This is a genomic window from Bradyrhizobium sp. HKCCYLRH3061 (genome assembly GCF_051168015.1).
GTDB lineage: Bacteria > Pseudomonadota > Alphaproteobacteria > Rhizobiales > Xanthobacteraceae > Bradyrhizobium.
This window is the reverse complement of record NZ_JBNPUE010000001.1, coordinates 244043-265301: the sequence shown is the minus strand read 5'-3', so window position 1 is coordinate 265301 and position 21259 is coordinate 244043. Positions and strand designations below refer to the sequence as shown.

The 21259-nt window shown below is 66.3% G+C and carries 20 protein-coding genes; 15 read left to right on the top strand and 5 right to left on the bottom strand.

Annotated elements, in window-relative coordinates; genetic code table 11:
* Positions 1–29: 29 nt before the first annotated feature.
* Positions 30–953 (bottom strand): LysR substrate-binding domain-containing protein, encoded by a 924-nt coding sequence (locus ACQR2C_RS01325; RefSeq protein ID WP_434837691.1) that lies wholly within the window; start codon positions 951–953, stop codon positions 30–32.
* Positions 954–1174: 221 nt separating this feature from the next.
* On the opposite strand from ACQR2C_RS01325, the gene ACQR2C_RS01320 reads away from it, so the two are divergent.
* The 10 genes from ACQR2C_RS01320 (at position 1175) to ACQR2C_RS01275 (ending at position 10935) form a co-directional block, all read left to right on the top strand.
* Positions 1175–2206, top strand: a complete 1032-nt coding sequence (locus ACQR2C_RS01320; protein ID WP_434880249.1) for an ABC transporter substrate-binding protein — start codon at positions 1175–1177, stop codon at positions 2204–2206.
* A 117-nt stretch (positions 2207–2323) separates the two neighbouring features.
* A complete protein-coding gene (locus tag ACQR2C_RS01315; protein WP_316239557.1) occupies positions 2324–3367 on the top strand; it encodes an ABC transporter ATP-binding protein in 1044 nt (347 codons plus the stop codon).
* The gene (locus tag ACQR2C_RS01310; protein ID WP_434880248.1) at positions 3364–4245 is read left to right on the top strand and encodes an ABC transporter permease; all 882 of its coding nucleotides are present in this window, start codon (positions 3364–3366) and stop codon (positions 4243–4245) included. The genes ACQR2C_RS01315 and ACQR2C_RS01310 overlap by 4 nt, the downstream gene beginning before the upstream one ends.
* The gene (locus ACQR2C_RS01305; protein ID WP_315803746.1) at positions 4242–5051 is read left to right on the top strand and encodes an ABC transporter permease; all 810 of its coding nucleotides are present in this window, start codon (positions 4242–4244) and stop codon (positions 5049–5051) included. Before ACQR2C_RS01310 ends, ACQR2C_RS01305 begins: the two co-directional genes overlap by 4 nt.
* A gap of 8 nt (positions 5052–5059) precedes the next feature.
* Positions 5060–6199 (top strand): NAD(P)/FAD-dependent oxidoreductase, encoded by a 1140-nt coding sequence (locus ACQR2C_RS01300; protein WP_434880247.1) that lies wholly within the window; start codon positions 5060–5062, stop codon positions 6197–6199.
* A 33-nt stretch (positions 6200–6232) separates the two neighbouring features.
* Positions 6233–6529: a (2Fe-2S)-binding protein gene (locus ACQR2C_RS01295; RefSeq protein ID WP_434880246.1), complete on the top strand. Its 297-nt coding sequence runs from the start codon at positions 6233–6235 to the stop codon at positions 6527–6529.
* Positions 6526–7932 (top strand): FAD-dependent oxidoreductase, encoded by a 1407-nt coding sequence (locus ACQR2C_RS01290; protein ID WP_434880245.1) that lies wholly within the window; start codon positions 6526–6528, stop codon positions 7930–7932. The genes ACQR2C_RS01295 and ACQR2C_RS01290 overlap by 4 nt, the downstream gene beginning before the upstream one ends.
* Entirely contained in the window at positions 7929–9062 is a 1134-nt protein-coding gene (locus tag ACQR2C_RS01285; RefSeq protein ID WP_434880244.1) for an NAD(P)/FAD-dependent oxidoreductase, read from the top strand. The genes ACQR2C_RS01290 and ACQR2C_RS01285 overlap by 4 nt, the downstream gene beginning before the upstream one ends.
* A 7-nt stretch (positions 9063–9069) precedes the next feature.
* On the top strand, positions 9070–9417 hold the full coding sequence (locus ACQR2C_RS01280) for a RidA family protein (RefSeq protein WP_316179892.1): 348 nt from the start codon (positions 9070–9072) through the stop codon (positions 9415–9417).
* 126 nt (positions 9418–9543) lie between these two features.
* Positions 9544–10935, top strand: coding sequence for a M20/M25/M40 family metallo-hydrolase (locus tag ACQR2C_RS01275; RefSeq protein WP_434880243.1), 1392 nt, complete (start codon positions 9544–9546; stop codon positions 10933–10935).
* 413 nt (positions 10936–11348) lie between these two features.
* Here ACQR2C_RS01275 and ACQR2C_RS01270 read toward each other — a convergent pair whose 3' ends face one another.
* On the bottom strand, positions 11349–11474 hold the full coding sequence (locus tag ACQR2C_RS01270) for a hypothetical protein (RefSeq protein ID WP_315803740.1): 126 nt from the start codon (positions 11472–11474) through the stop codon (positions 11349–11351).
* A gap of 388 nt (positions 11475–11862) precedes the next feature.
* Between ACQR2C_RS01270 and ACQR2C_RS01265 the strand changes: the two genes are divergently transcribed.
* Together ACQR2C_RS01265 and ACQR2C_RS01260 are read left to right on the top strand one after the other, a co-directional pair.
* Positions 11863–12108 (top strand): fumarylacetoacetate hydrolase family protein, encoded by a 246-nt coding sequence (locus ACQR2C_RS01265; RefSeq protein WP_410051426.1) that lies wholly within the window; start codon positions 11863–11865, stop codon positions 12106–12108.
* Entirely contained in the window at positions 12093–12869 is a 777-nt protein-coding gene (locus tag ACQR2C_RS01260) for a cyclase family protein (protein ID WP_316217020.1), read from the top strand. Before ACQR2C_RS01265 ends, ACQR2C_RS01260 begins: the two co-directional genes overlap by 16 nt.
* Positions 12870–13016: 147 nt before the next feature.
* Here the strand turns inward: ACQR2C_RS01260 and ACQR2C_RS01255 are convergent, their stop codons facing one another.
* On the bottom strand, positions 13017–13628 hold the full coding sequence (locus tag ACQR2C_RS01255) for an SOUL family heme-binding protein (protein ID WP_434880242.1): 612 nt from the start codon (positions 13626–13628) through the stop codon (positions 13017–13019).
* A gap of 967 nt (positions 13629–14595) precedes the next feature.
* Between ACQR2C_RS01255 and ACQR2C_RS01250 the strand changes: the two genes are divergently transcribed.
* Both ACQR2C_RS01250 and ccoG read left to right on the top strand, forming a co-directional pair.
* Complete coding sequence (locus ACQR2C_RS01250) at positions 14596–15390, top strand: fumarylacetoacetate hydrolase family protein (RefSeq protein WP_434880241.1); 795 nt, start codon at positions 14596–14598, stop codon at positions 15388–15390.
* A 354-nt stretch (positions 15391–15744) separates the two neighbouring features.
* Positions 15745–17226 (top strand): cytochrome c oxidase accessory protein CcoG, encoded by a 1482-nt coding sequence (gene ccoG / locus ACQR2C_RS01245; RefSeq protein ID WP_434880240.1) that lies wholly within the window; start codon positions 15745–15747, stop codon positions 17224–17226.
* A gap of 7 nt (positions 17227–17233) precedes the next feature.
* On the opposite strand, the gene ACQR2C_RS01240 is transcribed toward ccoG, so the two are convergent.
* Positions 17234–18172 (bottom strand): acetamidase/formamidase family protein, encoded by a 939-nt coding sequence (locus tag ACQR2C_RS01240; protein ID WP_315803735.1) that lies wholly within the window; start codon positions 18170–18172, stop codon positions 17234–17236.
* 307 nt (positions 18173–18479) lie between these two features.
* Here ACQR2C_RS01240 and ACQR2C_RS01235 point away from each other — a divergent pair, with 307 nt between their 5' ends.
* Positions 18480–18854: a transposase gene (locus ACQR2C_RS01235; protein WP_316179899.1), complete on the top strand. Its 375-nt coding sequence runs from the start codon at positions 18480–18482 to the stop codon at positions 18852–18854.
* A gap of 71 nt (positions 18855–18925) precedes the next feature.
* Here the strand turns inward: ACQR2C_RS01235 and ACQR2C_RS01230 are convergent, their stop codons facing one another.
* Positions 18926–21259, bottom strand: a complete 2334-nt coding sequence (locus tag ACQR2C_RS01230; protein WP_434880239.1) for a molybdopterin cofactor-binding domain-containing protein — start codon at positions 21257–21259, stop codon at positions 18926–18928.

The window sequence follows — 21259 nt, the reverse complement described above, 5'->3', positions numbered from 1 at the left end:
CCGCGGGTCCTAGGTTCGCCCACCAGACCTCACCCGGTTTCTCCAGGGATCGACGACCGGCCGAGCTCTTCCAGGGCCTGTCGCACCGACTGGACAAGGTCCAGCGCCACCGGCGAGGGGCTGCGCTGCGGCGGAAACACCGCGGCAAATTCGAAGTCGATGCGCGGCGCGAAGGGCCGCATCACCACGCCACGGCCGTCGAATTCGCGCGCGGTGAACGGATCGCAAATCGAGACGCCCAGTCCCGACGACACCATCCCGCACATGATTTCAGACAAGGTCGTCTCGACCCGCAGCACGCGCCTGACATCCTCGCGATGGAAGATCTGATCGATCAGATGCCGGCTGGTGGAGCCAGACGACAGCGAGATGAAGGTCTCCCCATCGAAGTCGCGCGGCACCAAGATCGCCTTCGCGCAAAGCCGGTGGCCTGCCGGGAGAACGGCGACGCGCGGCAGCGCCGGCAGCTTGATGCTCGGCAGCCCGGCATGGGCGATCGGCACCTCGGCAAAGCCGACGTCGCATTGCGCGTTCAGCACCCAGTCGATCACGATCGGCGAGATCACGCCGAAGAAGGCGAGGTTGAGGTTCGGGCGCTCCTGCAGGAAGTGGCCTGCGAGCCGCGGCAGATAGCCATTGGCAAGCGCGGGGAGCGCGGCAATGCGCAGCGTCCCGGTGCGCCGGCCACGGATCTCCTCAGCGGCCGCGGTGATGCGATCGAGCCCGACGAAGGAGCGCTCGACCTCCATGTAGAGCGCCGTCGCTGCCGCGGTCGGCACCAGGCCGGTGCCGCGCCGCTCGAACAGCTCCATCTTGAGCAGCGCCTGCAGGTCGCGCAGCAGCCGGCTGACCGCCGGCTGCGTCACCGCCATCAGCTTGGCCGCCTCGGTGACGCTGCCGCTCAGCATCATCGCCCGGAAGGCTTCGACCTGCCGCGAGTTGATCCGCGCCATACGTCCTTACATCCATAACATTCGCGTATGAATAGGGTGCCATTATTCATTGGACGATCAAAGCCTCTGCTGCGATCTTTTTTGGCAGGGTGAGGGAAGGCTCGTTTTTTAGGCTCTTCAGCTCCGGGTTTCCTGGATCTGCGGATGCCATCGGGCAAGCCGATCTCCCTGGGGCGGTTTTTTTATACCGTCTCGTATCCAAGATGATGGAGATCGGTCCAATGAAGCACCCTAAACTCCTGATGGCGGTCAGCGTCGCCGTCCTGGCCTCGGCCTCGCAGGTCTGGGCTCAGCAGAAGACGCTCTATGTCGCCGGTTATGGCGGCTCGTTCGAGAAGACGATCCGCGAGGAGGTGATCCCGCCGTTCGAGCAGGCCAACGGCGTCAAGGTCGAATACGTCGCCGGCAACTCCACCGACACCCTCGCCAAGCTGCAGGCGCAGAAGGGCAACCAGCAGATCGACGTCGCGATCGTCGATGACGGCCCGATGTACCAGGCGATCCAGCTCGGCTTCTGCGACAAGGTCACCGGACTGCCCGGCGATCTGCTGGAGGTCGCGCGCTTCAAGGATGACAAGGCGGTCGCCATCGGCCTCGTCGCCACCGGCCTGATGTACAACAAGAAGGTGTTTGCCGAGAAAGGCTGGGCCGCGCCGACCTCGTGGAACGATCTCAAGGATCCGAAATACAAGCAACTGCTCGTCATTCCGCCGATCAACAACACCTACGGCCTCAACGTGCTTCTGATGCTGGCGAAGATGAACGGCGGCAGCGAGAGCAATGTCGATGCCGGTTTCAAGATCTTCAAGAATGACATCAATCCCAACGTATTGGCCTACGAGCCGTCGCCCGGCAAGATGACCGAGCTGTTCCAGTCGGGGCAGGCGGTCATCGCGGTGTGGGGCAGCGGTCGCGTGCAGAGCTTCGCCAACACCGGCTTTCCGGTCGATTTCGTCTATCCGAAAGAAGGTGCCGTGAGCCTGCTGACGACGGCGTGTCCGATCGCCAAGTCGTCGGTCTCGCCGCTGGCCTCGAGCTTCATCAAGCTGCTGCTCGATCCGAAGATCCAGCTCACGATGCTGAAGGAATATGGCTACGGCCCGGTCGTGAAGTCCGTCGTGATCCCCGAGGGCGTGGGCGCGATGGCGCCGATCGGCGAACGCGCCGCCAAGGTCTATGCGCCCGATTGGAGCGTGGTCAACGAGAAGCGCGAGGAATGGACCAAGCGCTGGAATCGCGAGGTCGAGCGCTAACCGGTTGTTTGTTGCGAGCCTCTCTCGTTGACGGCGGTGTTCTCCCTTCCCCTAAAGGAGAAGGGAGGTGCACCGTGCGCGGAGCGCCAGTATTCCTCGCCCATCTGGATCCAAAGCATGTCCCTCCTCGAGCTCGACCGCGTCGGCAAGTCCTTCGGCCCCAACACGGCCGTCGAAGAGTTCAGCCTCGGCGTCGCCAAGGGCGAGTTCATCTCGTTCCTCGGCCCCTCCGGCTGCGGCAAGACCACCACGTTGCAGATGATCGCGGGCTTCCTCGATCCCTCACATGGTGCGATCCGCCTCGAGGGCAGGGATCTCGTCGCGGTGCCACCGGCGAAGCGCGGCCTCGGCATCGTGTTCCAGAGCTACGCGCTGTTTCCTCACATGACCGCCGCCGAGAACGTCGCGTTCGGTCTGGAGATGCGCAAAGTCGCGCGCAAGGAACGCGAGGAGCGCGTACGATCGGCGCTCGCGCTGGTCGGCCTTGCCGGCTATGAGGACCGTCATCCCCGCCGCATGTCCGGCGGCCAGCAGCAGCGCGTGGCGCTCGCGCGCGCGCTGGTGATCCGGCCGAGCCTGCTGCTGCTCGATGAGCCCCTGTCCAATCTCGATGCGCGCCTGCGCGAGGACATGCAGATCGAGCTGCGCCAGATCCAGCGCGACCTCGGCACTACGACCATCCTCGTTACCCATGATCAGATCGAGGCGATGTCGCTGTCCGACCGCATCGTGGTGATGAGCAAGGGCAGGATCGAGCAGATCGGCACGCCGCAGCAGGTCTACGAGCAGCCGGCCTCGGTCTTCGTCGCGCAGTTTCTCGGCAAGACCAACGAGTTTGCCGCGACTGTGGATTGCGCCTCCGGGCAGGCCAGGCTGGTCGCGGGATCGTGGAGCGCGCCGGCGCCGGCGGGCGTCGCCGGCTCCGTCGCCGTCAGCGTCCGGCCCGAGCGCATCGGCTTCGGCGACGCCGGTCTTGCGGGGCGCATCACGAGCCGCATCTTCCAGGGCAATCACTGGCTGTTCCAATGCGACACCGAATGCGGGCCCGCCATCGTGATCCGCCAGAATGACGGCCTGCCGCAGCCGGAGCAGGGCGCCGCGGTGCATCTCGTCTGGCAGGTCTCGGACATGAGCCTGCGCGCCGCGAAGGCTGCAGCATGAGCGCGACCATCGCGTCCAACCCATCGGAGACGCGGGCCGGGCTTTCCCTGGCGCTGCCGGCCTTGATGCTGTTCCTGGGCGTCGTCGTGATCCCGCTGGCCATGACCGTGATGCTGTCGTTCCACGATTGGGGCCAGTACAAGGGCATCGAGCCGGTGTTCATCCTGAAGAACTGGCGCGAGATCGTGGACGATCCCTACTACGCGGAGATGTTCTGGCGCACCTTCCGCGTCGCGGTGCTGGCGACCCTGATCACGGCGGTGTTCGGCGTGCCGGAGGCCTACATCCTCAACCGCATGCAGGGGCCGTGGAAGGGCCTCTTCCTGCTGGTGATCATCGGCCCGCTGCTGATCTCGGTGGTTGCGCGCACCCTCGGCTGGGCGCTCCTGTTCGGCGGCAACAACGGGCTCGCCAACAAGCTCCTGATGTCATCAGGCCTGATCGATTCGCCAATCAGGTTCATGTTCACCGAGACCGGCATGGTGATCGCGCTGGCGCATGCGATGATGCCGTTCATGGTGCTCGCGGTGTGGACCGCGCTGCAGCGGCTCGATCCGCAGGTCGAGAACGCGGCACTGTCGCTGGGTGCAGGCTCGCTGACGGTGGTCCGCCGCATCGTGCTGCCGCAGATCATGCCGGGCGTGCTGTCAGGCGCCATCATCGTGTTCTCTCTGTCGGCGAGTGCGTTCGCGACGCCGGCGATCATCGGCGGCCGCAGGCTCAAGGTCGCGGCGACGCTCGCCTACGACGAATTCCTCAACACGCTGAACTGGCCGCTCGGCGCCGCGGTTGCCGTGCTGCTGCTGATCGCGCTCGTCCTGATCGTCGTCGGCTCCAACGCGCTGATCGAGCGCCGCTACCAGGAGGTGTTCCGATGAGCAGGAACGGCCCTCTGGCGCTGATCTTCCATGCCGTCTTCGTCGTCTTCATGGTGGCGCCGATCGTCGTCGTGTGCTGGGTCGCGTTCACGCCGGAAGGTTTTCTGTCGATCCCGATCACCAGCTTCTCGCTGCGCTGGTTCAGGGCGCTCGCCGACTATCCGGAATTCGTCCACGCCTTCGGCGTGAGCCTGTGGCTCGGCGCGCTGTCGTCGTGCGTGGCGCTCTTGTTCGCGGTGCCGGCGGCGCTGGCGATCAGCCGCTATCGCTTCCGCGGCCGTGACGCGCTGTCGGCGCTGTTCCTGTCACCCTTGATGATCCCGCACGTCGTGCTCGGCATCGCCTTCCTGCGCTTCTTCACCTCCGTCGGCATCGGCGGCACGTTCGTGGCGCTGGTGATCGCCCATGTCGTCGTGGTGTTTCCGTTCGCGCTGCGGCTGACGCTTGCCGCCGCGACCGGCATGGACCGGTCGATCGAGATGGCCGCGATCTCGCTCGGTGCCGACGGCTGGACCATGTTTCGCCGCGTCACCTTGCCCGCGATCCTGCCCGGCATCGTGAGCGGCTGGATGCTCGCCTTCATCCAGTCGTTCGACGATCTGACCATGACCGTGTTCCTGGCGACGCCCGGCACAGAGACCTTGCCGGTGCGCATGTTCCTCTACATCCAGGACAACATCGATCCGCTGGTGACGTCGGTGTCGGCCAGCGTCATCGCCGTCACCATGACCGTCCTGATCCTGCTCGATCGCTTCTACGGGCTCGACCGCGTGCTGACCGCCAAAGGCGGCGACGCCGGACGATAGGAGACCTTATGACGAAAGACTATGACGTCGCCGTCGTCGGCGGCGGCCTGCTCGGCTCTGCGATTGCCTGGGGGCTCGGCCGGCTCGGCCAGCGCGTCGCCGTGCTCGACGAGGGCGACATCGCCAAGCGTGCCTCGCGCGCCAACTTCGCGCTGGTGTGGGTGCAGAGCAAGGGCCTGGGCATGCCGGCCTACACCGGCTGGACGGTGCGCGGTTCCAAGGCGTGGCCGAAGCTCGCCGAAGAGCTGAAGGCGCAGACCGGCCTCGACGTGGTGCTGCAGCAGAACGGCGGCTTTCATCTCACCCTCGGTGAGGCCGAGTACGAGCAGCGCACCCAGCTCGTCGCGCGCATGCACAATCAGGTCGGCGCCGCCGACTATCAGATGGAGATGCTGCCGGCGTCCGAGGTGAAGAAGATGCTGCCGCTGATCGGCCCGGAGGTCTCCGGCGGCAGCTTCTGTCCCTATGACGGCCACGTGAATTCGCTGCGCACCTTCCGCGCCCTGCACGCCGGCATGAAGCAGTTCGGCGTCGACTATCTGCCGGAGCGCGCGGTCGGTGCGATCGCGCGTGACGGCAATGAGTTCAGGCTGACGACGGCGCAGGGCGAGATCCGCGCGGCCAAGGTCGTGCTCGCGGCAGGAAATGCCAACCAGACCCTGGCGCCGATGGTCGGGCTGTCCGCGCCGATGGGACCGACGCGCGGCCAGATCGTCGTGACCGAGCGCACGATGCCGTTCCTGCCGCATCCGCTGACCACGATCCGCCAGACCGACGAGGGCACGGTGATGATCGGCGACAGCAAGGAGGACGAGCTCGACGACCGCGTGCAGAACTTTTCCGTCAACGCGGTCATGGCCGATCGCGCGCAGCGCACCTTCCCGCATCTGGCGCGGCTCAACGTCGTCAGAAGCTGGACCGGCATCCGCGTGATGCCGAAGGACGGCTTTCCGATCTACGAGCAGTCGGAGACCCATTCCGGCGCCTTCGTCGCCTGCTGCCATTCCGGCGTGACGCTCGCGGCGAACCACGCCTTCGACATCGCGCGCATGGTCAAGGACGGCGCGCTCGAGCCGGAGCTGATCGGCGCGTTCACCGCGAAGCGCTTCGAGAACGCGGCCGGAGCCGGCGGCAGTGGCTACTACTGAGAGATGACGGCGCAAGGCGCCATGGAGACGATGATGTTCAAACGAGCTGAGGGTGATGCGAGGGGACCGGTGACGATCCATGTCGAGGGCCAGCCGATTGCCGCGCGCGAGGGTGACTCCGTGTCGGCGGCGCTGCTCGCCTCCGGCCTCGACGTCCGGCGCGCCACCGCGGTGAGCGGCGCAAGGCGGCTGCCTTATTGCATGATGGGCGTGTGCTTCGACTGCCTCGTCACCATCGATGGCGTCGGCAACCGGCAAGGCTGTCTCGTGCCGGTCGCCGAGGGCATGCAGATCGAGATCCAGAAGGGCAAGCGGGAGATCGGCAAATGAGCGCGGCGCCGAAGCATGATGAATATGACGTCGTGGTGATCGGCGCCGGTCCTGCCGGGCTGGCCGCGACGGCCGCGACCGCCGGCGCCGGCCTGTCGACCTTGCTGCTCGACGAGAATGCGGGCCCGGGCGGGCAGGTCTGGCGCGCGATCCATTCGACGCCGGTGAAGCGCGAGGCGCTGCTCGGCACCGACTATTGGTCGGGCGCCGAGATCGCGAAAGCCGCGGAGACCAGCGGCGCTGAGATCATCCCTCGCGCCACGGTGTGGAGCCTCGATCGCAATCTCGAACTCGGTGTTTCCATCGGCGGCGGTTCGGCCTTCATCAAGGCGAGGCGAGTCATCATCGCGACCGGGGCGCAGGAGCGGCCGTTCCCGATACAAGGCTGGACCCTGCCCGGTGTGATGACGGCCGGTGCCGCGCAGACGATGCTGAAATCGTCCGGGCTGGTGCCGGATGGTCCGACCGTGATCGCCGGGCAGGGGCCGCTGCTGTGGCTGCTCGCGGCGCAGATCCTGCGCCTCGGCGGCCGCATCGACCGCATTCTCGACACCACCCCGCGCGCCAACTACATCGCGACGCTGCCTCATGCCTTCGCGTTCCTGACCTCGCCCTATTTCGGCAAGGGGCTTGCGATGATGCGTGAGGTGCGCGCCAAGGTGCGCATCACCAGCGCTGTGACCGAGCTCGTGGCAGAGGGCGATGACGAGCTCTCGGCGGTCAGCTACGCCACGGCGGGCGGCAAGCGCGAGACGCTGGCGGCCGAGTTGCTGCTGCTGCATCAGGGCGTGGTCCCCAATGTGAATCTCGCGATGGCCGCCGGCGTGGAGCATCGCTGGAACGAGCTGCAACTGTGCTGGACTCCGGTGCTGGATGCCCTTGGTAACAGCTCCATTCCCGGCATCGCCATTGCCGGGGATGGCGCCGGCATCGGCGGCGCGCAGGCGGCGCCGTGGCGGGGCCGTATCGCGGCAGCAAGCGCCATCAAGGCGCTGCGGCCCCAGGCACAGGTTCTGGACCATTCAGCGCAGTTGAAACGTGCCGAGCGCGGTCGCGCCTTCCTCGACGTTCTATTCCAGCCGGCAAAGCAGTTCCGTATTCCTCAAGGCGACACCATCGTGTGCCGCTGCGAGGAGATCACCGCCAGAGATGTGCTCGACTCCGTCGCGATCGGCGCCACCGGACCGAACCAGCTCAAGGCCTATCGCCGCACCGGCATGGGGCCGTGCCAGGGCCGGCTGTGTGGCCTCACGGTCACCGAGCTGATGGCGCAGGCGCGCGGCAAGACCCCGCAGGAGATCGGCTACTACCGGCTGCGCGCGCCGGTGAAGCCGATCATGCTGTCCGAGCTCGCAGGCCTGCCGAAGACCGAAGAGGCGACCAAGGCCGTGGTGCGCGGATGACGGTGAAGACGGATGCCATCATCGTGGGTGGCGGCATCCACGGCTGCTCCACCGCGCTGCATCTGTGTCTCGCCGGGCTGAAGCCGGTGCTGATCGAGAAGGATTATGCCGGCCGCCACGCCTCCGGTGTCAACGCCGGCGGCGTGCGGCAGCTCGCGCGCGACGTCGCGGAGATTCCGCTGTCGATCCGCTCGATGGGCATCTGGGAGACCCTCAGCGACCTCGTCGACGATGATTGCGGTTTCGAGAGTTTTGGCCAGGTGCTGGTCGCCGAGAACGATTCGGAGCTCGACGCCTGCCGCGTCCGCGTCGCCGATCTCAACGCACGCGGCTTCAGCCATGAGGAGCTGATCGACGGCTCGGAATTGCGTCGCCTCGTGCCTGCCGTGGCGGAGAGCTGTCCGGGCGGCGTTGTATCTCGCCGGGACGGCGCGGCGCAGCCTGCGCGCACCACGACGGCGTTCCGCCGCAAGGCTGAGCAGCTCGGCGCGCTCATTCGCGAGGGCGTGGCTGCGACGAACATCCGCAAGGACGGCAAGCTCTGGCATGTCGACGTCGGCTCCGAGACGTTCGCCGCCCCGGTGCTGGTCAACGCCGCGGGCGCCTGGGCGGGACGGATCGCCGCGCAATTCGGCGAGCCGGTCCCGGTCGAGACCATCGCGCCGATGCTGATGATCACCTCGCCGGTGGCGCACTTCATCGATCCCGTCGTGATCCTGCGCGGCCGCAAGCTGTCGTTCAAGCAGTTCTCCAACGGCACGGTGCTGATCGGCGGTGGACACCTCGCCATCCCCGATCAGGACCGCAACGAGACCGTGCTCGACTGGCGCAAGCTGTCGGAGAGCGCGCGCACCGTCGCGGAGCTGTTCGCTGTCATGCGCAGCGCGACCATCGTGCGCGCCTGGGCCGGCATCGAGGCACGCATGCGCGACGACATTCCGGTGTTCGGGCCGAGCGCCGTTCACGACGGGCTGTATCACCAGTTCGGCTTCTCCGCGCACGGCTTCCAGCTCGGCCCCGGCGCCGGCGCCGTGATGGCCGAGCTGATCGCCCACGGCGGCACGCAGACGCGCATCGGCGGTCTCAGCGTCGCGCGCTTTCAGACTTCCACTCTTTCATCAACGACATGAGGACATGATGACGATCACCCGCAAGATCCGCTCCGCCATTCATCACCGCATCGTCGAGGCCAACGGCTTCGTCTTCATTGGCGGCACCATCGCCGACGACACCTCGGTGTCGATGAGCGAGCAGACCCGCAACATCCTCGGCAAGATCGACGGTTTCCTGAAGGAGGCCGGCACCGACAAGACGCGCGTCGTCTCCGGCCAGATCTTCGTCACCGACCTGTCGAAGAAGAAGGAGATGGATGCGGCCTGGACCGCGTTCTTCGGCGACGACCTGCCGGTCCGCGCCACGGTCGGCGTCTCCGATCTCGGCGGCGGCGCGCTGATCGAGATCGTGGTCACGGCCGTCAAGGGTTGAGCATCGCGCCGCATCGAGCGGTCAATCGATCACGCGCGGGGCTCGCTCCGCGCGTGATTTGCTTTTCGGTCCAATTCGATCGAACATCAGCCTGTCCTTCCATTGCACGCGCCGAAAGCCGACATCATGAATGAAGAGCGTAGCCTGCCGCGTCCATCTGCTGGCCTGAAGGCGGTGTTCGCTCACATCGAGAATCAAAAGCAGGATTTCCTGGCTCGCGTGATGGACTATGTCCGGCATCCCTCGATCAGCGCTCACAGTGTCGGCATCGCCGAGGTCGCCGCGCTGCTGGTGAGGATGCTGCGGGAGATCGGACTCGATGCCGAGACGGTGCCGACGGCAGGACATCCGATGGTGCTCGGACGCTGGCAGAAGAAGCCGGGCGCACCGACCGTGCTGCTCTACGGCCACTACGACGTGCAGCCGCCGGATCCGCTGGAGCTGTGGCTGAGCCCGCCGTTCGAGCCGACCATCCGCGACGGCCGCATCTATGCGCGCGGCATCGGCGACAACAAGGGCCAGCATTTCGCGCAGCTCATGGCGATCGAATCCCATCTCCGAGTGCATGGCGAGCTGCCCTGCAATGTGATCTTTCTGCTCGAAGGCGAGGAGGAGATCGGCAGCCCGCGCATCGCCGATTTCGTCGCCGCCAACAGGGACCGGCTGAAAGCCGACTTCGTCGTCACCGCGGACGGGCCGATGCACCCTTCGGGGCGGCCGACCATGACCTATGGCGTGCGCGGCATGTGCTCGTTCGAGCTGCGCGCCAGGCACGCCAGCCGCGACGTGCATTCCGGCAATCTCGGCGGCATCGTGCCGAATCCGATCTGGACGTTGGTCCACCTGCTCGGGACGATGAAGAATGCCGCAGGCGAGATCACCATCGACGGTCTGCATGATGCGATCGTGCCGCCGAGCGAGCTGGACATTGCGGCCGTGAAACGCCTGCCGCTGGATCTCGATGCCGCCAAGGCGAGCCTCGGTCTCAGCCATCTCGATGCGCCGCCCGATCGCGGCTACTACGAACGCCTGATGTTCCATCCGACGCTGACCATCAACGGCTTGCACGGCGGCTATGGCGGACCGGGCAGCAAGACGGTGCTGCCCTGCGAGGCGTTCGTCAAATGCGACATCCGCCTGGTCGAGGCGATGACGCCGGACGACGTGCTGGCGAAGGTGGAGGCGCATGTGAAGCGCCACGCGCCGGAGGTGGAGTTCATCCGGCGCGGCGGCATGCTGCCGTCGCGCGTGCCGCTCGATTCGCCCTTTGGCGCGATCGTGCGTGATGCCATCGCGCTCGCCCAGGGCGTCACACCGCTCGAATTTCCGTGCACCGGCGGCAGTCTGCCGGACTACGTCTTCACCAAGATCCTCGGCGTTCCCGCCTTCGTCGTTCCCTATGCGAATGCCGACGAGGCCAATCACGCGCCGAACGAGAACATGACGATCGACTGCTTCTACAATGGCATCCGCACCGGTGCGGCACTGCTCGACCGCGTCGGCGCGCGCGAGCGCTGATGCCGGCGGAACGTCCATCACGATCCCGCGTGCAGTGCGGGAGGCGTCATCGCGCGGCCACGAACGGATGGCAAGCACACGCTGGTCCGTCGCGTTGCGGGCGAATCGGCCGCACGCGGCGAGATCGCGCATGGATTAACGCAGTTGATATCGCCTAGTCTCGGAAGGGATTAGTAAACGCCGCTTCAGGGCTCGGAGCTGCCACATGCACGACCCCGTTGACCAGCCGAGTGATTCGGCAAGTTCCGCTTCGCCATGCGCGCGCGATCAGCGCAGCGCTCCGGAACACCCCGCCGCGGTTGCTGTGATCCAGCTCGACCACGCGCCCGCAATCGAACCTGAGCCCAATGTCGATCAGGCTGCACAAAGCCCTGGCGCTCTCGGTCGGAAACGGTCCGATGGCGCGCATCTTGTCACACCGACGATGTGGCGTTGAGAAGGTTCCGTTCTTGGCGGAGATCGAACTTGCGCCGTTCGGCGACGAGTTCCTGAAGAACACCTTCGCCACCGACGCATTCGATCAGTTTGAGATCGCCCACTATTTGAGATCGCCACCTACAAGTCGCTGCTCGCGTTGCGCCGCGCCGACGATGTCGAGGAGGTCCGCGCGCCGCTCGAGCAGTCGCCGCAGCTGGAGCAACGGATGGCAGAGTGGGTCCACTCCAATGTCGGGAAGGTCACGGAATTCGTGCGTGCGGGAGCGTCAGGCGGCGTAGTCTAACGGTATCTCGGTCGGGATATGGAACCCGGCAGCGCGATGACAACCTCCGGTATCATCCGGATACCCACGACTCTCCTGATCTAGTAAGTAAAACCTAGCCCTTCTTGGGGCGTTTCCTCCCTGGACTTGGGCCGCCTGCACTTCTTGTGTCGGCGGCCTCTTTCTTTCAGGGGCTGGTCGGGTGCTCTGGCCCCGCAATCGGCCCCATGGGTGTTCCGTCCAGATCGTCCCAGCCGTTCAACAGTTTGAGCTGGCTCCGGAACGGCTCACCGCGGCCGCGCTCGGCCGGCATGCTGTTTTCGTTCGAGGAGCTGATCGCCTATACCAGCAAGGACGAGACCCTGATGCCCGGCGAGTTCATCGGCTCGGGCACGGTCGGCAATGGCTGCGGTTGCCGACGACGACAACCAATAATGACAATCAGAGAGGACCGCCCATGGCCCGCAAGCTGATCGACATCTCCGTGCCCTTGCAGAACGATGTGCCCGCCGATCCGCCCGGCAATCATCCGACCATCACCTATATCGACCATCAGCAGGGGCTGCCGCGCATGCTGCAGTTCTTCGACGGGCTGAAGGCCGAGGACCTGCCGGATGGGCAGGGCTGGGCGGTGGAGCAGGTGAATCTTTCGACCCACAACGGCACGCATCTCGATGCGCCCTGGCATTTTCATCCGACGATGAATCGCGGCGAGCGCGCCTGGACCATCGACGAGGTGCCCCTGGAGTGGTGCCTGCAGCCGGGCGTGAAGCTCGACTTCCGTCATTTCCCCGACGGCTATGTGGTGACCGCGAGGGATGTCGAGGATGAGCTTAAGCGCATCGGCCACACGCTGTCGCCGCTGGAGATCATCGTCGTCAATACCTCGGCCGGCGCGCGCTTCGGACAGGCCAACTACGTCAATTCCGGTTGCGGCATGGGCTATGAGGCGACCATGTATCTGCTCGAGCGCGGCGTGCGCCTGACCGGCACCGACGGCTGGAGCTGGGACGCGCCGTTCGTGTTCACTGCCCAGAAATATGCCGAAACCCACGATGCCGCCTTGATCTGGGAAGGCCACAAGGCCGGTCGCCACATCGGCTATTGCCACCTGGAGAAGCTGCACAATCTGGAGCAGCTGCCGTCGACGGGGTTCACCGTGTCGTGCTTCCCGGTCAAGATCGAGCGCGCCTCGGCCGGATGGACGCGGGCGGTGGCGATCATCGAGGGGTGAGGAGGTGATGGCATCTGACTGTCAAATTGCGCCCCTCTTCCAGGGCGTCATGGCAGGACGGGGTGACTAGTGAGAAGCGTGCCGTGGCAATGCAGGGAGAGATCAGTCCCCTAACACGCTGCCAGGATTGAAGGCGATGGGGATGAGCTAACAACTGCACGCCAGCATCACCTCGTTCCGCCGCAGCATGGGTAAGGTCCAGGGCGGATTGTAGAAGGCGAGCAGCGGTGCGCCGGACACGGCCAGTCCCTTCCGTTGCGCGTAGTCGCGCAGCGCGCGGGTTTTTTCGGCCAGGATGCCATCGGAATAGGAGCCCGAGAAGGTCAACGCGACCATGCGCTGTGCCGGGACGGGCGTCAGCTTGATCCTGCGGTCGGTCGGCGGCGGCAGCGTTTCCAGCGACCAACTCGACGGCATCACGAAGCTGACGCTCCAGCGGTCGCTGTTCCCGCTATCCGTCGGTGGTGTGCCGCTGGCCTGCTGCTGCACCGGCGCCGTCATCGCGATCTTCGCCTTGGCCCGGTTGGCGCCGAAGATGTAGCCGGCGATGATGCGAAAGCCTTCCTCGATCGCCGGCTTGCGCGCACCCTGCACCTCGGCCTGCGCAATGATCATCGGCGCATAGGCGCGGATCTCGAAGTCGCCGTCGCGCTTCACCACGTCATACTTGGGATGTTCGACCCGGCTCATAAGCGGCCCTGCGGCAATGGCGGCGCCGGCGAGGACAAGCACGGTGGCGCCTGCGAGCCAGATCAGCATGCGGCGTCTCCTGGGTGGTGTCGGCTCGGTCATGGCGGTTGCGCCGTCAGGTTTGAGTAACGAGGAAACGCGAGCGAAGGTCCGGCAGATCACGTACCGGGTGCCCGCCTGCGGTCGTCCTTCGCGACGCCCGACTGTAGCGTAGCCCGATGAGCGCAGCGATATCGGGGATCGCACGAGGCGTAGGGGACCCCCGGATGTAGCTGCGCTCATCCGGCCTACGCGCGTGCCGATGGTGGTGCGTGCCCGTCGGACGACTCGGGCTCGGGCGCGACAACAAGCGCCGCCCCGCACCCCCTCTCATGATCCAGATCGTGCCTGCGCCGAAAACGAAAATTCCGTAGAGCGCTCAGCACGATCACCTCTGTCCAGATCTCGGCGCAAAAATTTTCAACTTTCGTTTTATCGGAATATGTGCTCTCCTCCCTCCATCCCGCCTCATGCAGAGGGGCGTACGCGTCGTCACGATACGTTGAGGCGGGGAGCGGTGGCCGCGGGTCTGTCAGGCGCTTTTGCGCGAGACGACTGTCAGCTCGCGGACGTTCAAGCCGTGTGGTCCTGGCGCCCCGATGCTGGCGCCAAGCTCGTTTGTGACGCGAGCCGTGACAGGCCGTGTCGCGCGGGCGATGGGGGCAATCAAGCCGGTCCCCAGGGAGAGCGCGGAGCAGACGTTAAGACTGCCGCGCAGGGAAGGCCCGGTCTGTCCGGCTGAACCTGTGGTACCTGCCGCCTGCATTTTTTTGAGCAGGCGGGCCACGGGCCTCAGCCGAGGCCCGGCCTTCCCTGCGCCCTCGCGATTCCGGCGAGGGTCTCGAGCATCGCTTCGGGCGCGTGTTGCGCCGCGAGAGCGACGGCGCGTGCGCGCATGGTGGCGCTGGCATACTGGATATGCTTATCAGTTGGGGCGCCGACAGCGCTCAAGAACAACAGGCCGCCGGTCGCGACGGCTGACCCCAGGAGGACCCCAATGGCAGATACCTCACGCCGCAATCTTCTCGTTGCCGGCAGTGCCGCTGCAGCGGCCGCGATCATGGCGGACGGCCCCCCTGCCGCCGCGCAGGCCGGTCCGAAGCCGATCTTCGCCGTTCCGGCGACCACGATCCCGATCGCCGGCGAGCAAGGCGTGTTCCCGGTTCGCCGCATCTACTGCATCGGCCGCAACTACGCGGCGCATGCGATCGAGCGCGGCTCCGATCCGAACCGCGAGCCGCCGTTCTTCTTCCAGAAGCCGACCGACGCGATCCAGAACGTCGCGATCGGCGAGGTCGCCGATCATCCCTATCCGTCGCTGACCAAGAACTATCATCACGAGGTCGAACTGGTCGCGGCGCTGAAATCCGGCGGCACCAACATTCCCGCCGGGTCGGCGCTCGATCATGTCTATGGCTACGCGCTCGGCCTCGACATGACCCGCCGTGACCTGCAGAACGGCATGGCCGCCGAGAAGAAGCCATGGGAGATCGGCAAGAGCTTTGATCATGCCGCCGTGCTCGGCCCGATCCATCCGGTCTCGAAGGTCGGCCACTTCACCAAGGGCGCGATCTCGCTTGCGGTCAACGGCTCGGTCCGGCAGAACTCCGATCTCAACAAGATGATCTGGAGCGTCGCCGAGCAGATCGCGAAACTGTCCGAGGCGTTCGAGCTCAAGGCCGGCGACATCATCTATTCCGGCACGCCGGAGAATGTCGGCCCGGTCGTCAAGGGCGACGTGCTGTTGTGCAAGCTCGAGGGCCTGCCGGACATGTCGATCAAGATCGTTTGAGAGAGGGGCTGGACCACCCGTCGTGTGCAGCACGTTGACGCTGCCGATCGGACCGGAAGTCGCCGCCGCAATGCCGGTACGCGCCTTCTCCCCGGACGCGGGGAGAGGCGAGCAGCGAGCGCCGCTACGCGCGCTATCCGACAGGCGCGGCAGCCGCAACCATCCCTCCGGATGCTGCGACTGCCACCGTGGCGCTCGCGGGGCCGCGCCTCTCATTGCCTGCCGGACGGGAACTATCGTTGTTCCCGCGCAAACAGGCGCTGCCACCCGTTCGCAAGTTTGTGGCCCGACAAAGAGCCGCCGGGCACCGCCGCCTATCGTTGCCCTGCATCAGCCGAGCGAACGAGGGCAGCCGTGGCCATCACCATCGAGATCGATCACGCCAAGACGCGGCGCATGGCGCAGGGCCAAGGCCAAAGCAAGGGCCAGGGTCAGGCCCGCGGCCCGGCACGGTCGTTGCGCAGCGCTGGCGGCCCCGTGGTTCCGCAGGGTGTCAAGGGCCCGATCCGGCGGCTGAAATGGCTGATTCTCGTTCTGACGCTCGCCGTCTACTACATCACGCCGTTCGTGCGCTGGAACCGCGGACCGAATGCCCCGGGCCAAGCCGTGCTGCTCGATTTCGCCCACGGAAAGCTCTATCTCGGCCCCGCCGAGATCTGGCCGCAGGACCTCTACCTCATCACCGCGGCGATGCTGCTGGCGACGTTCATCCTCGTCCTGGTCAACGCGCTGGCCGGCCGTCTGTGGTGCGGCTTCGCCTGTCCGCAGACGGTATGGACCGACCTGTTCCTGCTGATCGAGCGCCTCGTCGAGGGCGACCGCCGGCAGCGGCTGAAGAACATCGGCGCGCCGCTGACGGCGCGGCGGATCGCACAGATCGCCACCAAGCACGCGCTGTGGATGGCGATCGCGCTCGGCACCGGCGGCACCTTGATCTTCTACTTCACCGATGCGCCGGAGCTGGTGCGCGATGTCCTGCATGGCGAGATGTCGGCGACCGCGCTGACCTGGATCTTGGTGTTCGCCGGCACGACCTATGGCCTCGCCGGCTTCGCGCGCGAGCAGGTCTGCACTTTCATGTGCCCGTGGCCGCGTCTTCAAGGTGCGATCTGGGATCCGGAAGCTTTCACGGTGAACTATCGCGATTATCGCGGCGAGACCCGGATGTCGGCGAAGAAGGCCGCCGAGGCGCGGTCGCAGGGGCTGCCGGCCGGCGATTGCGTCGATTGCGGCGCCTGCGTCGCGGTCTGCCCGATCGGCATCGACATCCGGCAGGGTCCGAGCTTCGCCTGCATCAATTGCGGCCTCTGCGTCGATGCCTGCGACGGCGTGATGGCGAAGCTCGACCGTCCGCGCGGCCTGATCGACTACGAAAGCTGGCGCAACATCGAGCGCGGCCGTGTCGGCGAGCCGCGTGTGTCGCGGCTGGTGCGGCCGAAGACGATCGGACTCGCGCTGGCCTGCGTCGCGCTGGCCGGCGTCATCGCGGTGTCGTTCGTGACCAAGACCACGGCCGTGCTGTCGGTGCAGCACGATCGTGATCCCCTTGCCGTGCGGCTGTCGGATGGTTCGGTGCGCAACGCCTACACCGTCAAGCTGCTCAACAAGTCCTCGGCCGTGCAGAGCTTCAAGCTCGGGATCAGTGGCGTCGACGCGGCGCTCGCCATCGTCGGCCATGCGGCGGCGGATGCGATCGAGGTCGAGCCCGACGGCTCGGAAACGCTGCGGGTGACGCTGACCATGCCAGAGCCCGAGGATGCCGACGTCACCTTCGAGGCGGTCGATCCGAGCGGGCAGGTCGTGCTGACCGCGCACGATCGCTTCGTCAACCGGTAGAGGAGGCTCAGAGATACGCCTTCGGCAGCAGCATGTGGATGCCCTTGTTGCCGTCGACCAGCTGGGTGACGCGCAGATTGCCGGCCAGCGAGCACAGCATGTAGGCTTGGTTGCGCGACAAATTGGTGCGGGCGCAGACATGCTTGACCATCTCGCGCACCGCCTGCTTGGCGGCATCGTCGAGATCCTCGTCGAGGCCGATCGACATCAGGTGGGTGGCGTTCTCGGCGAACGGCCAGGTGATGTCCATGTCCTTGCGCACGGTGAGGCGGAAGCTGCCGGTGACGCCGGTCTCGAGCGCGGTGATGCAGACCTCGCCGTCGCCCTGCACGCCATGGCCGTCGCCGGCAAAGAACAGCGCGCCCTCGTTGAAGACGGGCAGATACAGCGTGGTGCCGGGCCGCAGCTCCTTGTTGTCCATGTTGCCGCCAAAACTGCGCGGCACCGGCGAGCCGCACCGCCCCCAGGCCGGCGGCGGCGCAGTGGCGATGATGCCGAAGAACGGATCGAGCGCGATCTCGGTGCCCCAGGGCATGATGCAGACCTGGCGGTCGTGGTCGACCTTGGGGTGGATGGTCTCGTAGTCCGTGAACTCGTCTGGCAGGGTGCCGAGCAGCGGCAGGATCGAGACGAAGCCCCAGTCCTGGCTGACCTTGACGTTGAGGATGTCGACCTGGAGCGTGTCGCCGGGCTGCGCGCCCTTCACATAGACCGGGCCGGTGATGAAATGCGGTCCGGGCCCCTGGATCATGGTGTCGAGCGCAGTGAGGTAGTTGGCGGGAACGATCCTACGGTCCTCGGGCAAGGTCTCCTTACCGCCGGCCGGAAAGGAATGCAGCGTCACGGTGTCGCCGGAGGCGACCTCGAGCACCGGCGGCGTCGTGCTGTCGAGATAGCCCCAGACCATGCTCTCATGCGTCGCGGGAATCTCGTGGCGTTTGGACATGGCAGGGCTCCTCGGGTCTCGGTCTTTGCAGCTGATATCAAGGCAGGATGTCGCGGTCGGCAACGCCAAAAACTGTTCAGCCTTGCTCACACGACCGGCAGCGGGCGACGTGTCTGGCGACGCGCGTCAATTTTGCCAATTGGCGGCGAGGCGCCGGCGGCCTGCGATGAGCCCGCATCGCCGCGCTTGACCTCGATCGCGGTGCGCCCACGCGGAGCGCGGTTGCGAGACCCATGCGTTGCCGCACTACCAAGCTCATGGAATTCATGCGAGATTGACCGCGTTGGCCGCGTAGGGGTACCTGATCATGCGACGTTCCCTGCACACCGAGCACGAAATTCTGGTTCTGCTTGGCGAGGCGGAGTCGGGCGTTCCGATTGCCGAAATTTGCAGCACGGCCGGCGTGTCGCTGCGCACCTTCTATCGTTGGCGTCAGCGCTATGGCGGTCTCAGCAGTCCTGCTCTGCGTCATCTGAAAGAGCTGGAGATCGAGAATCAGCGGCTGCGCTCGCTGGTGACGAAGCTCGTCGAGGGGCAGCCGAATGCAAACACGGCCATCAAGGCTGCGCCGGTGCCGCAGCGCCAGGACTGCGGCAGCACGCCTCACGGCGTGGCGGGCGCGCCGGGGCAGGGACGTGGCGCCGTCATTGGCCGCTATGCCTCGGTGCGCTATGGGCGCTGACTGATCCTGCGTCTTCCGGTAGGATCATCGGCCGGATCGCTCCGGCCGATGATCTGCTGATTGCTGCAAGCTTACGTCGCGAGCTGATTGCCGATTGGCAGCGCCCGCAGGCGCTTGCCGGTGGCGGCGAAGATCGCATTGGCGAGCGCCGGCGCGAACGGCGGCACGCCCGGCTCGCCGACGCCGCTCGGCGGCGTGTCGGCATCGGCAGGGACGATGTGCACGTTCGTGATCAGCGGGGCTTCGTCGATCCGGACCACCGGATGGTCGTCGAAGTTGCGCTGCTGCACCCGGCCGTTCTTGAAGCTCACCTCGCCATATTTGGCGAGGCTCAGCCCCATGATCGCGGCACCTTCGAGCTGCGAGGCGATACGCTCGGGGTTGACGAAGGTGCCGCAGTCGATCGCGGTGTCGACCTGGTGCACGACAAGCTTGCCCTTGTCGTCGACCGACACCTCCACGATGGTAGCGATGTAGCTGACGAAGCTGCGATGCGCGGCGATGCCGAGACCGTGGCCCTTGGGCACCGACCGGCCCCAATTGCCTTTCTCGGCGACGAACTCGACGACGCGGCGCAGCCGTCCGGTATCGATCGGGTAGCTCTCGTAGGGCTCGCCGTAGTTCCAGAGGTCCTTCACCGAGGTGAGCTTGAGCACGCGCGGGCTGCCGATCAGATCGAGCAGCGTGTCCTTCTGGTCGCGGCCGGTGGCGTGCGCGATCTCGCCGACCATCGACTGCACGGCGAAGGCGCGCGGGATGTTCGAGACCGACCGGAACCAGCCGATGCGGGTCATCGCCTTGGCGGCCGGATTCTCGCATTGGATGTTGGCGATCTCGAACGGCATGTCGACGAGGCCCATGCCGAGCTCGAACGGCGCGGCATGGTCGGCGCCGGCGGCGAAGGTCGACAGGATGGTCGGCGCGACGCTGCGGTGACGCCACGCCACCACCTTGCCGCTCTTGTCGAGGCCGGCCTCGATGCGCTCCACCGACACCGTGTGCAGGAAATCGTGATGGATGTCGTCATCACGCGTCCACTGCACCTTGACCGGCGCACCCACCGTCTTCGACAGCAGGGCAGCCTCGAGCGCGAAGTCGCATTTGGACTTCCGCCCGAACCCGCCGCCGAGCAGGGTGACGTTGACGGTCACGTTCTCCGGCGGAATCTGCAGCGTCTTGGCGACATCCTCGTGCGTGCCGCCGGGGCTCTGCACCGGCGCCCAGATCTCGGCCTTGTCGCCCTTGACGTCGGCGACCGCGACCGGCGGCTCCATGCTGGCATGAGCGACGTGCGGCAGGTAGTACTCACCGATGACGACCTTGTCGGCCGACCTCAGCGCGGCCTCGACGTCGCCTTCCTGTCGCACGACGAGGCCCGGCTGGCGCGCGGCGGCCTCGAGCTCGGTCCGATAGGCGACAGAGTCGTAGCTCGCATTGGCGCCGTCGTCCCACTCGACCTTGAGCACGTCGCGGCCCTTGATCGCGGCACCGGTGTTGCGTGCGATCACGGCGACGCCGCCGAGCGGCTGGAACTTCGACGGCCACGGCCAGCCCTTGACCTCGATCACCTGCTCGACGCCGGGCACCTTCAGTGCCTCGGCCGGATCGAACGACTTGACCTTGCCGCCGGTCACCGGCGGCCGGGCGATGACCGCGTATTTCATGCCGGGCAGGCGGACGTCGGCGCCGTAGCGCGCCTTGCCGACGGTGATGTCGTGCAGATCGACGATGCTGACCTGACCCTTGCCGAGATAACGGAAATCCGCAGGCGACTTCAGCTTGATGGTGTCGACCGCAGGCACCGGCAGACCGGCGGCATCGGCCGCGAGCTCGCCGAAGCCGAGGCGGCGGCCGCTGGCGCTGTGCACGACCTCATGATTGACGGCCTTCACTTCGCTCGGCGGCACGCCGAGGCGCTTGGCCGCCGCGGCTTCGAGCATCGCCCGCGCCAGCGCGCCGATCTGTCGCATCGGCAGCAGATAGTGCCGCGTGCTGCGCGAGCCGTCGGTATCCTGGTTGCCGAACTTCACCTCGTCGCCGGGGGCCTGCACGACGCGCACGCGCGACCAGTCGGCTTCCATCTCCTCGGCCACGATCAGCGGCAGGCTGGTCCGCACGCCCGTGCCCATCTCGGACCGGTGGGCGACGATCGACACGATGCCGTCGGGGGCGATCGAAACGAAGACCTTGGGATCGACCACGGTGCCGTGCGGCATCTTGCCGGCGCCGGTCTCATAGGCGGCAAACGCCGGGCGCGACAGCAAGGGAGCCGCGAGCACGAACCCGCCGGCGAGCCCCAGCGTCTGCAGGATGGCGCGGCGCGAGACGTTCTCGACCTTGAGATGCCGCTCGAAGCCGCGGCGAGAAGCAGACTTTGCGATGTCGGGATTTGCGATGATGCTCAT

Excerpts from the sequence above, each read along its gene's own strand:
- ACQR2C_RS01315 (WP_316239557.1), top strand. The coding sequence starts at position 2,324 with ATGTCCCTCCTCGAGCTCGACCGCGTCGGCAAGTCCTTCGGCCCCAAC.
- ACQR2C_RS01265 (WP_410051426.1), top strand. The coding sequence starts at position 11,863 with ATGGGTGTTCCGTCCAGATCGTCCCAGCCGTTCAACAGTTTGAGCTGG.
- ACQR2C_RS01235 (WP_316179899.1), top strand. The coding sequence starts at position 18,480 with ATGCGACGTTCCCTGCACACCGAGCACGAAATTCTGGTTCTGCTTGGC.
- ACQR2C_RS01250 (WP_434880241.1), top strand. The coding sequence starts at position 14,596 with ATGGCAGATACCTCACGCCGCAATCTTCTCGTTGCCGGCAGTGCCGCT.
- ACQR2C_RS01260 (WP_316217020.1), top strand. The coding sequence starts at position 12,093 with ATGGCCCGCAAGCTGATCGACATCTCCGTGCCCTTGCAGAACGATGTG.
- ACQR2C_RS01240 (WP_315803735.1), bottom strand. The coding sequence starts at position 18,172 with ATGTCCAAACGCCACGAGATTCCCGCGACGCATGAGAGCATGGTCTGG.
- ACQR2C_RS01290 (WP_434880245.1), top strand. The coding sequence starts at position 6,526 with ATGAGCGCGGCGCCGAAGCATGATGAATATGACGTCGTGGTGATCGGC.
- ACQR2C_RS01280 (WP_316179892.1), top strand. The coding sequence starts at position 9,070 with ATGACGATCACCCGCAAGATCCGCTCCGCCATTCATCACCGCATCGTC.
- ACQR2C_RS01325 (WP_434837691.1), bottom strand. The coding sequence starts at position 953 with ATGGCGCGGATCAACTCGCGGCAGGTCGAAGCCTTCCGGGCGATGATG.
- ACQR2C_RS01320 (WP_434880249.1), top strand. The coding sequence starts at position 1,175 with ATGAAGCACCCTAAACTCCTGATGGCGGTCAGCGTCGCCGTCCTGGCC.
- ACQR2C_RS01255 (WP_434880242.1), bottom strand. The coding sequence starts at position 13,628 with ATGCTGATCTGGCTCGCAGGCGCCACCGTGCTTGTCCTCGCCGGCGCC.
- ACQR2C_RS01230 (WP_434880239.1), bottom strand. The coding sequence starts at position 21,259 with ATGAGCATCATCGCAAATCCCGACATCGCAAAGTCTGCTTCTCGCCGC.
- ACQR2C_RS01305 (WP_315803746.1), top strand. The coding sequence starts at position 4,242 with ATGAGCAGGAACGGCCCTCTGGCGCTGATCTTCCATGCCGTCTTCGTC.
- ACQR2C_RS01285 (WP_434880244.1), top strand. The coding sequence starts at position 7,929 with ATGACGGTGAAGACGGATGCCATCATCGTGGGTGGCGGCATCCACGGC.
- ACQR2C_RS01310 (WP_434880248.1), top strand. The coding sequence starts at position 3,364 with ATGAGCGCGACCATCGCGTCCAACCCATCGGAGACGCGGGCCGGGCTT.
- ACQR2C_RS01275 (WP_434880243.1), top strand. The coding sequence starts at position 9,544 with ATGAATGAAGAGCGTAGCCTGCCGCGTCCATCTGCTGGCCTGAAGGCG.
- ACQR2C_RS01300 (WP_434880247.1), top strand. The coding sequence starts at position 5,060 with ATGACGAAAGACTATGACGTCGCCGTCGTCGGCGGCGGCCTGCTCGGC.
- ACQR2C_RS01295 (WP_434880246.1), top strand. The coding sequence starts at position 6,233 with ATGTTCAAACGAGCTGAGGGTGATGCGAGGGGACCGGTGACGATCCAT.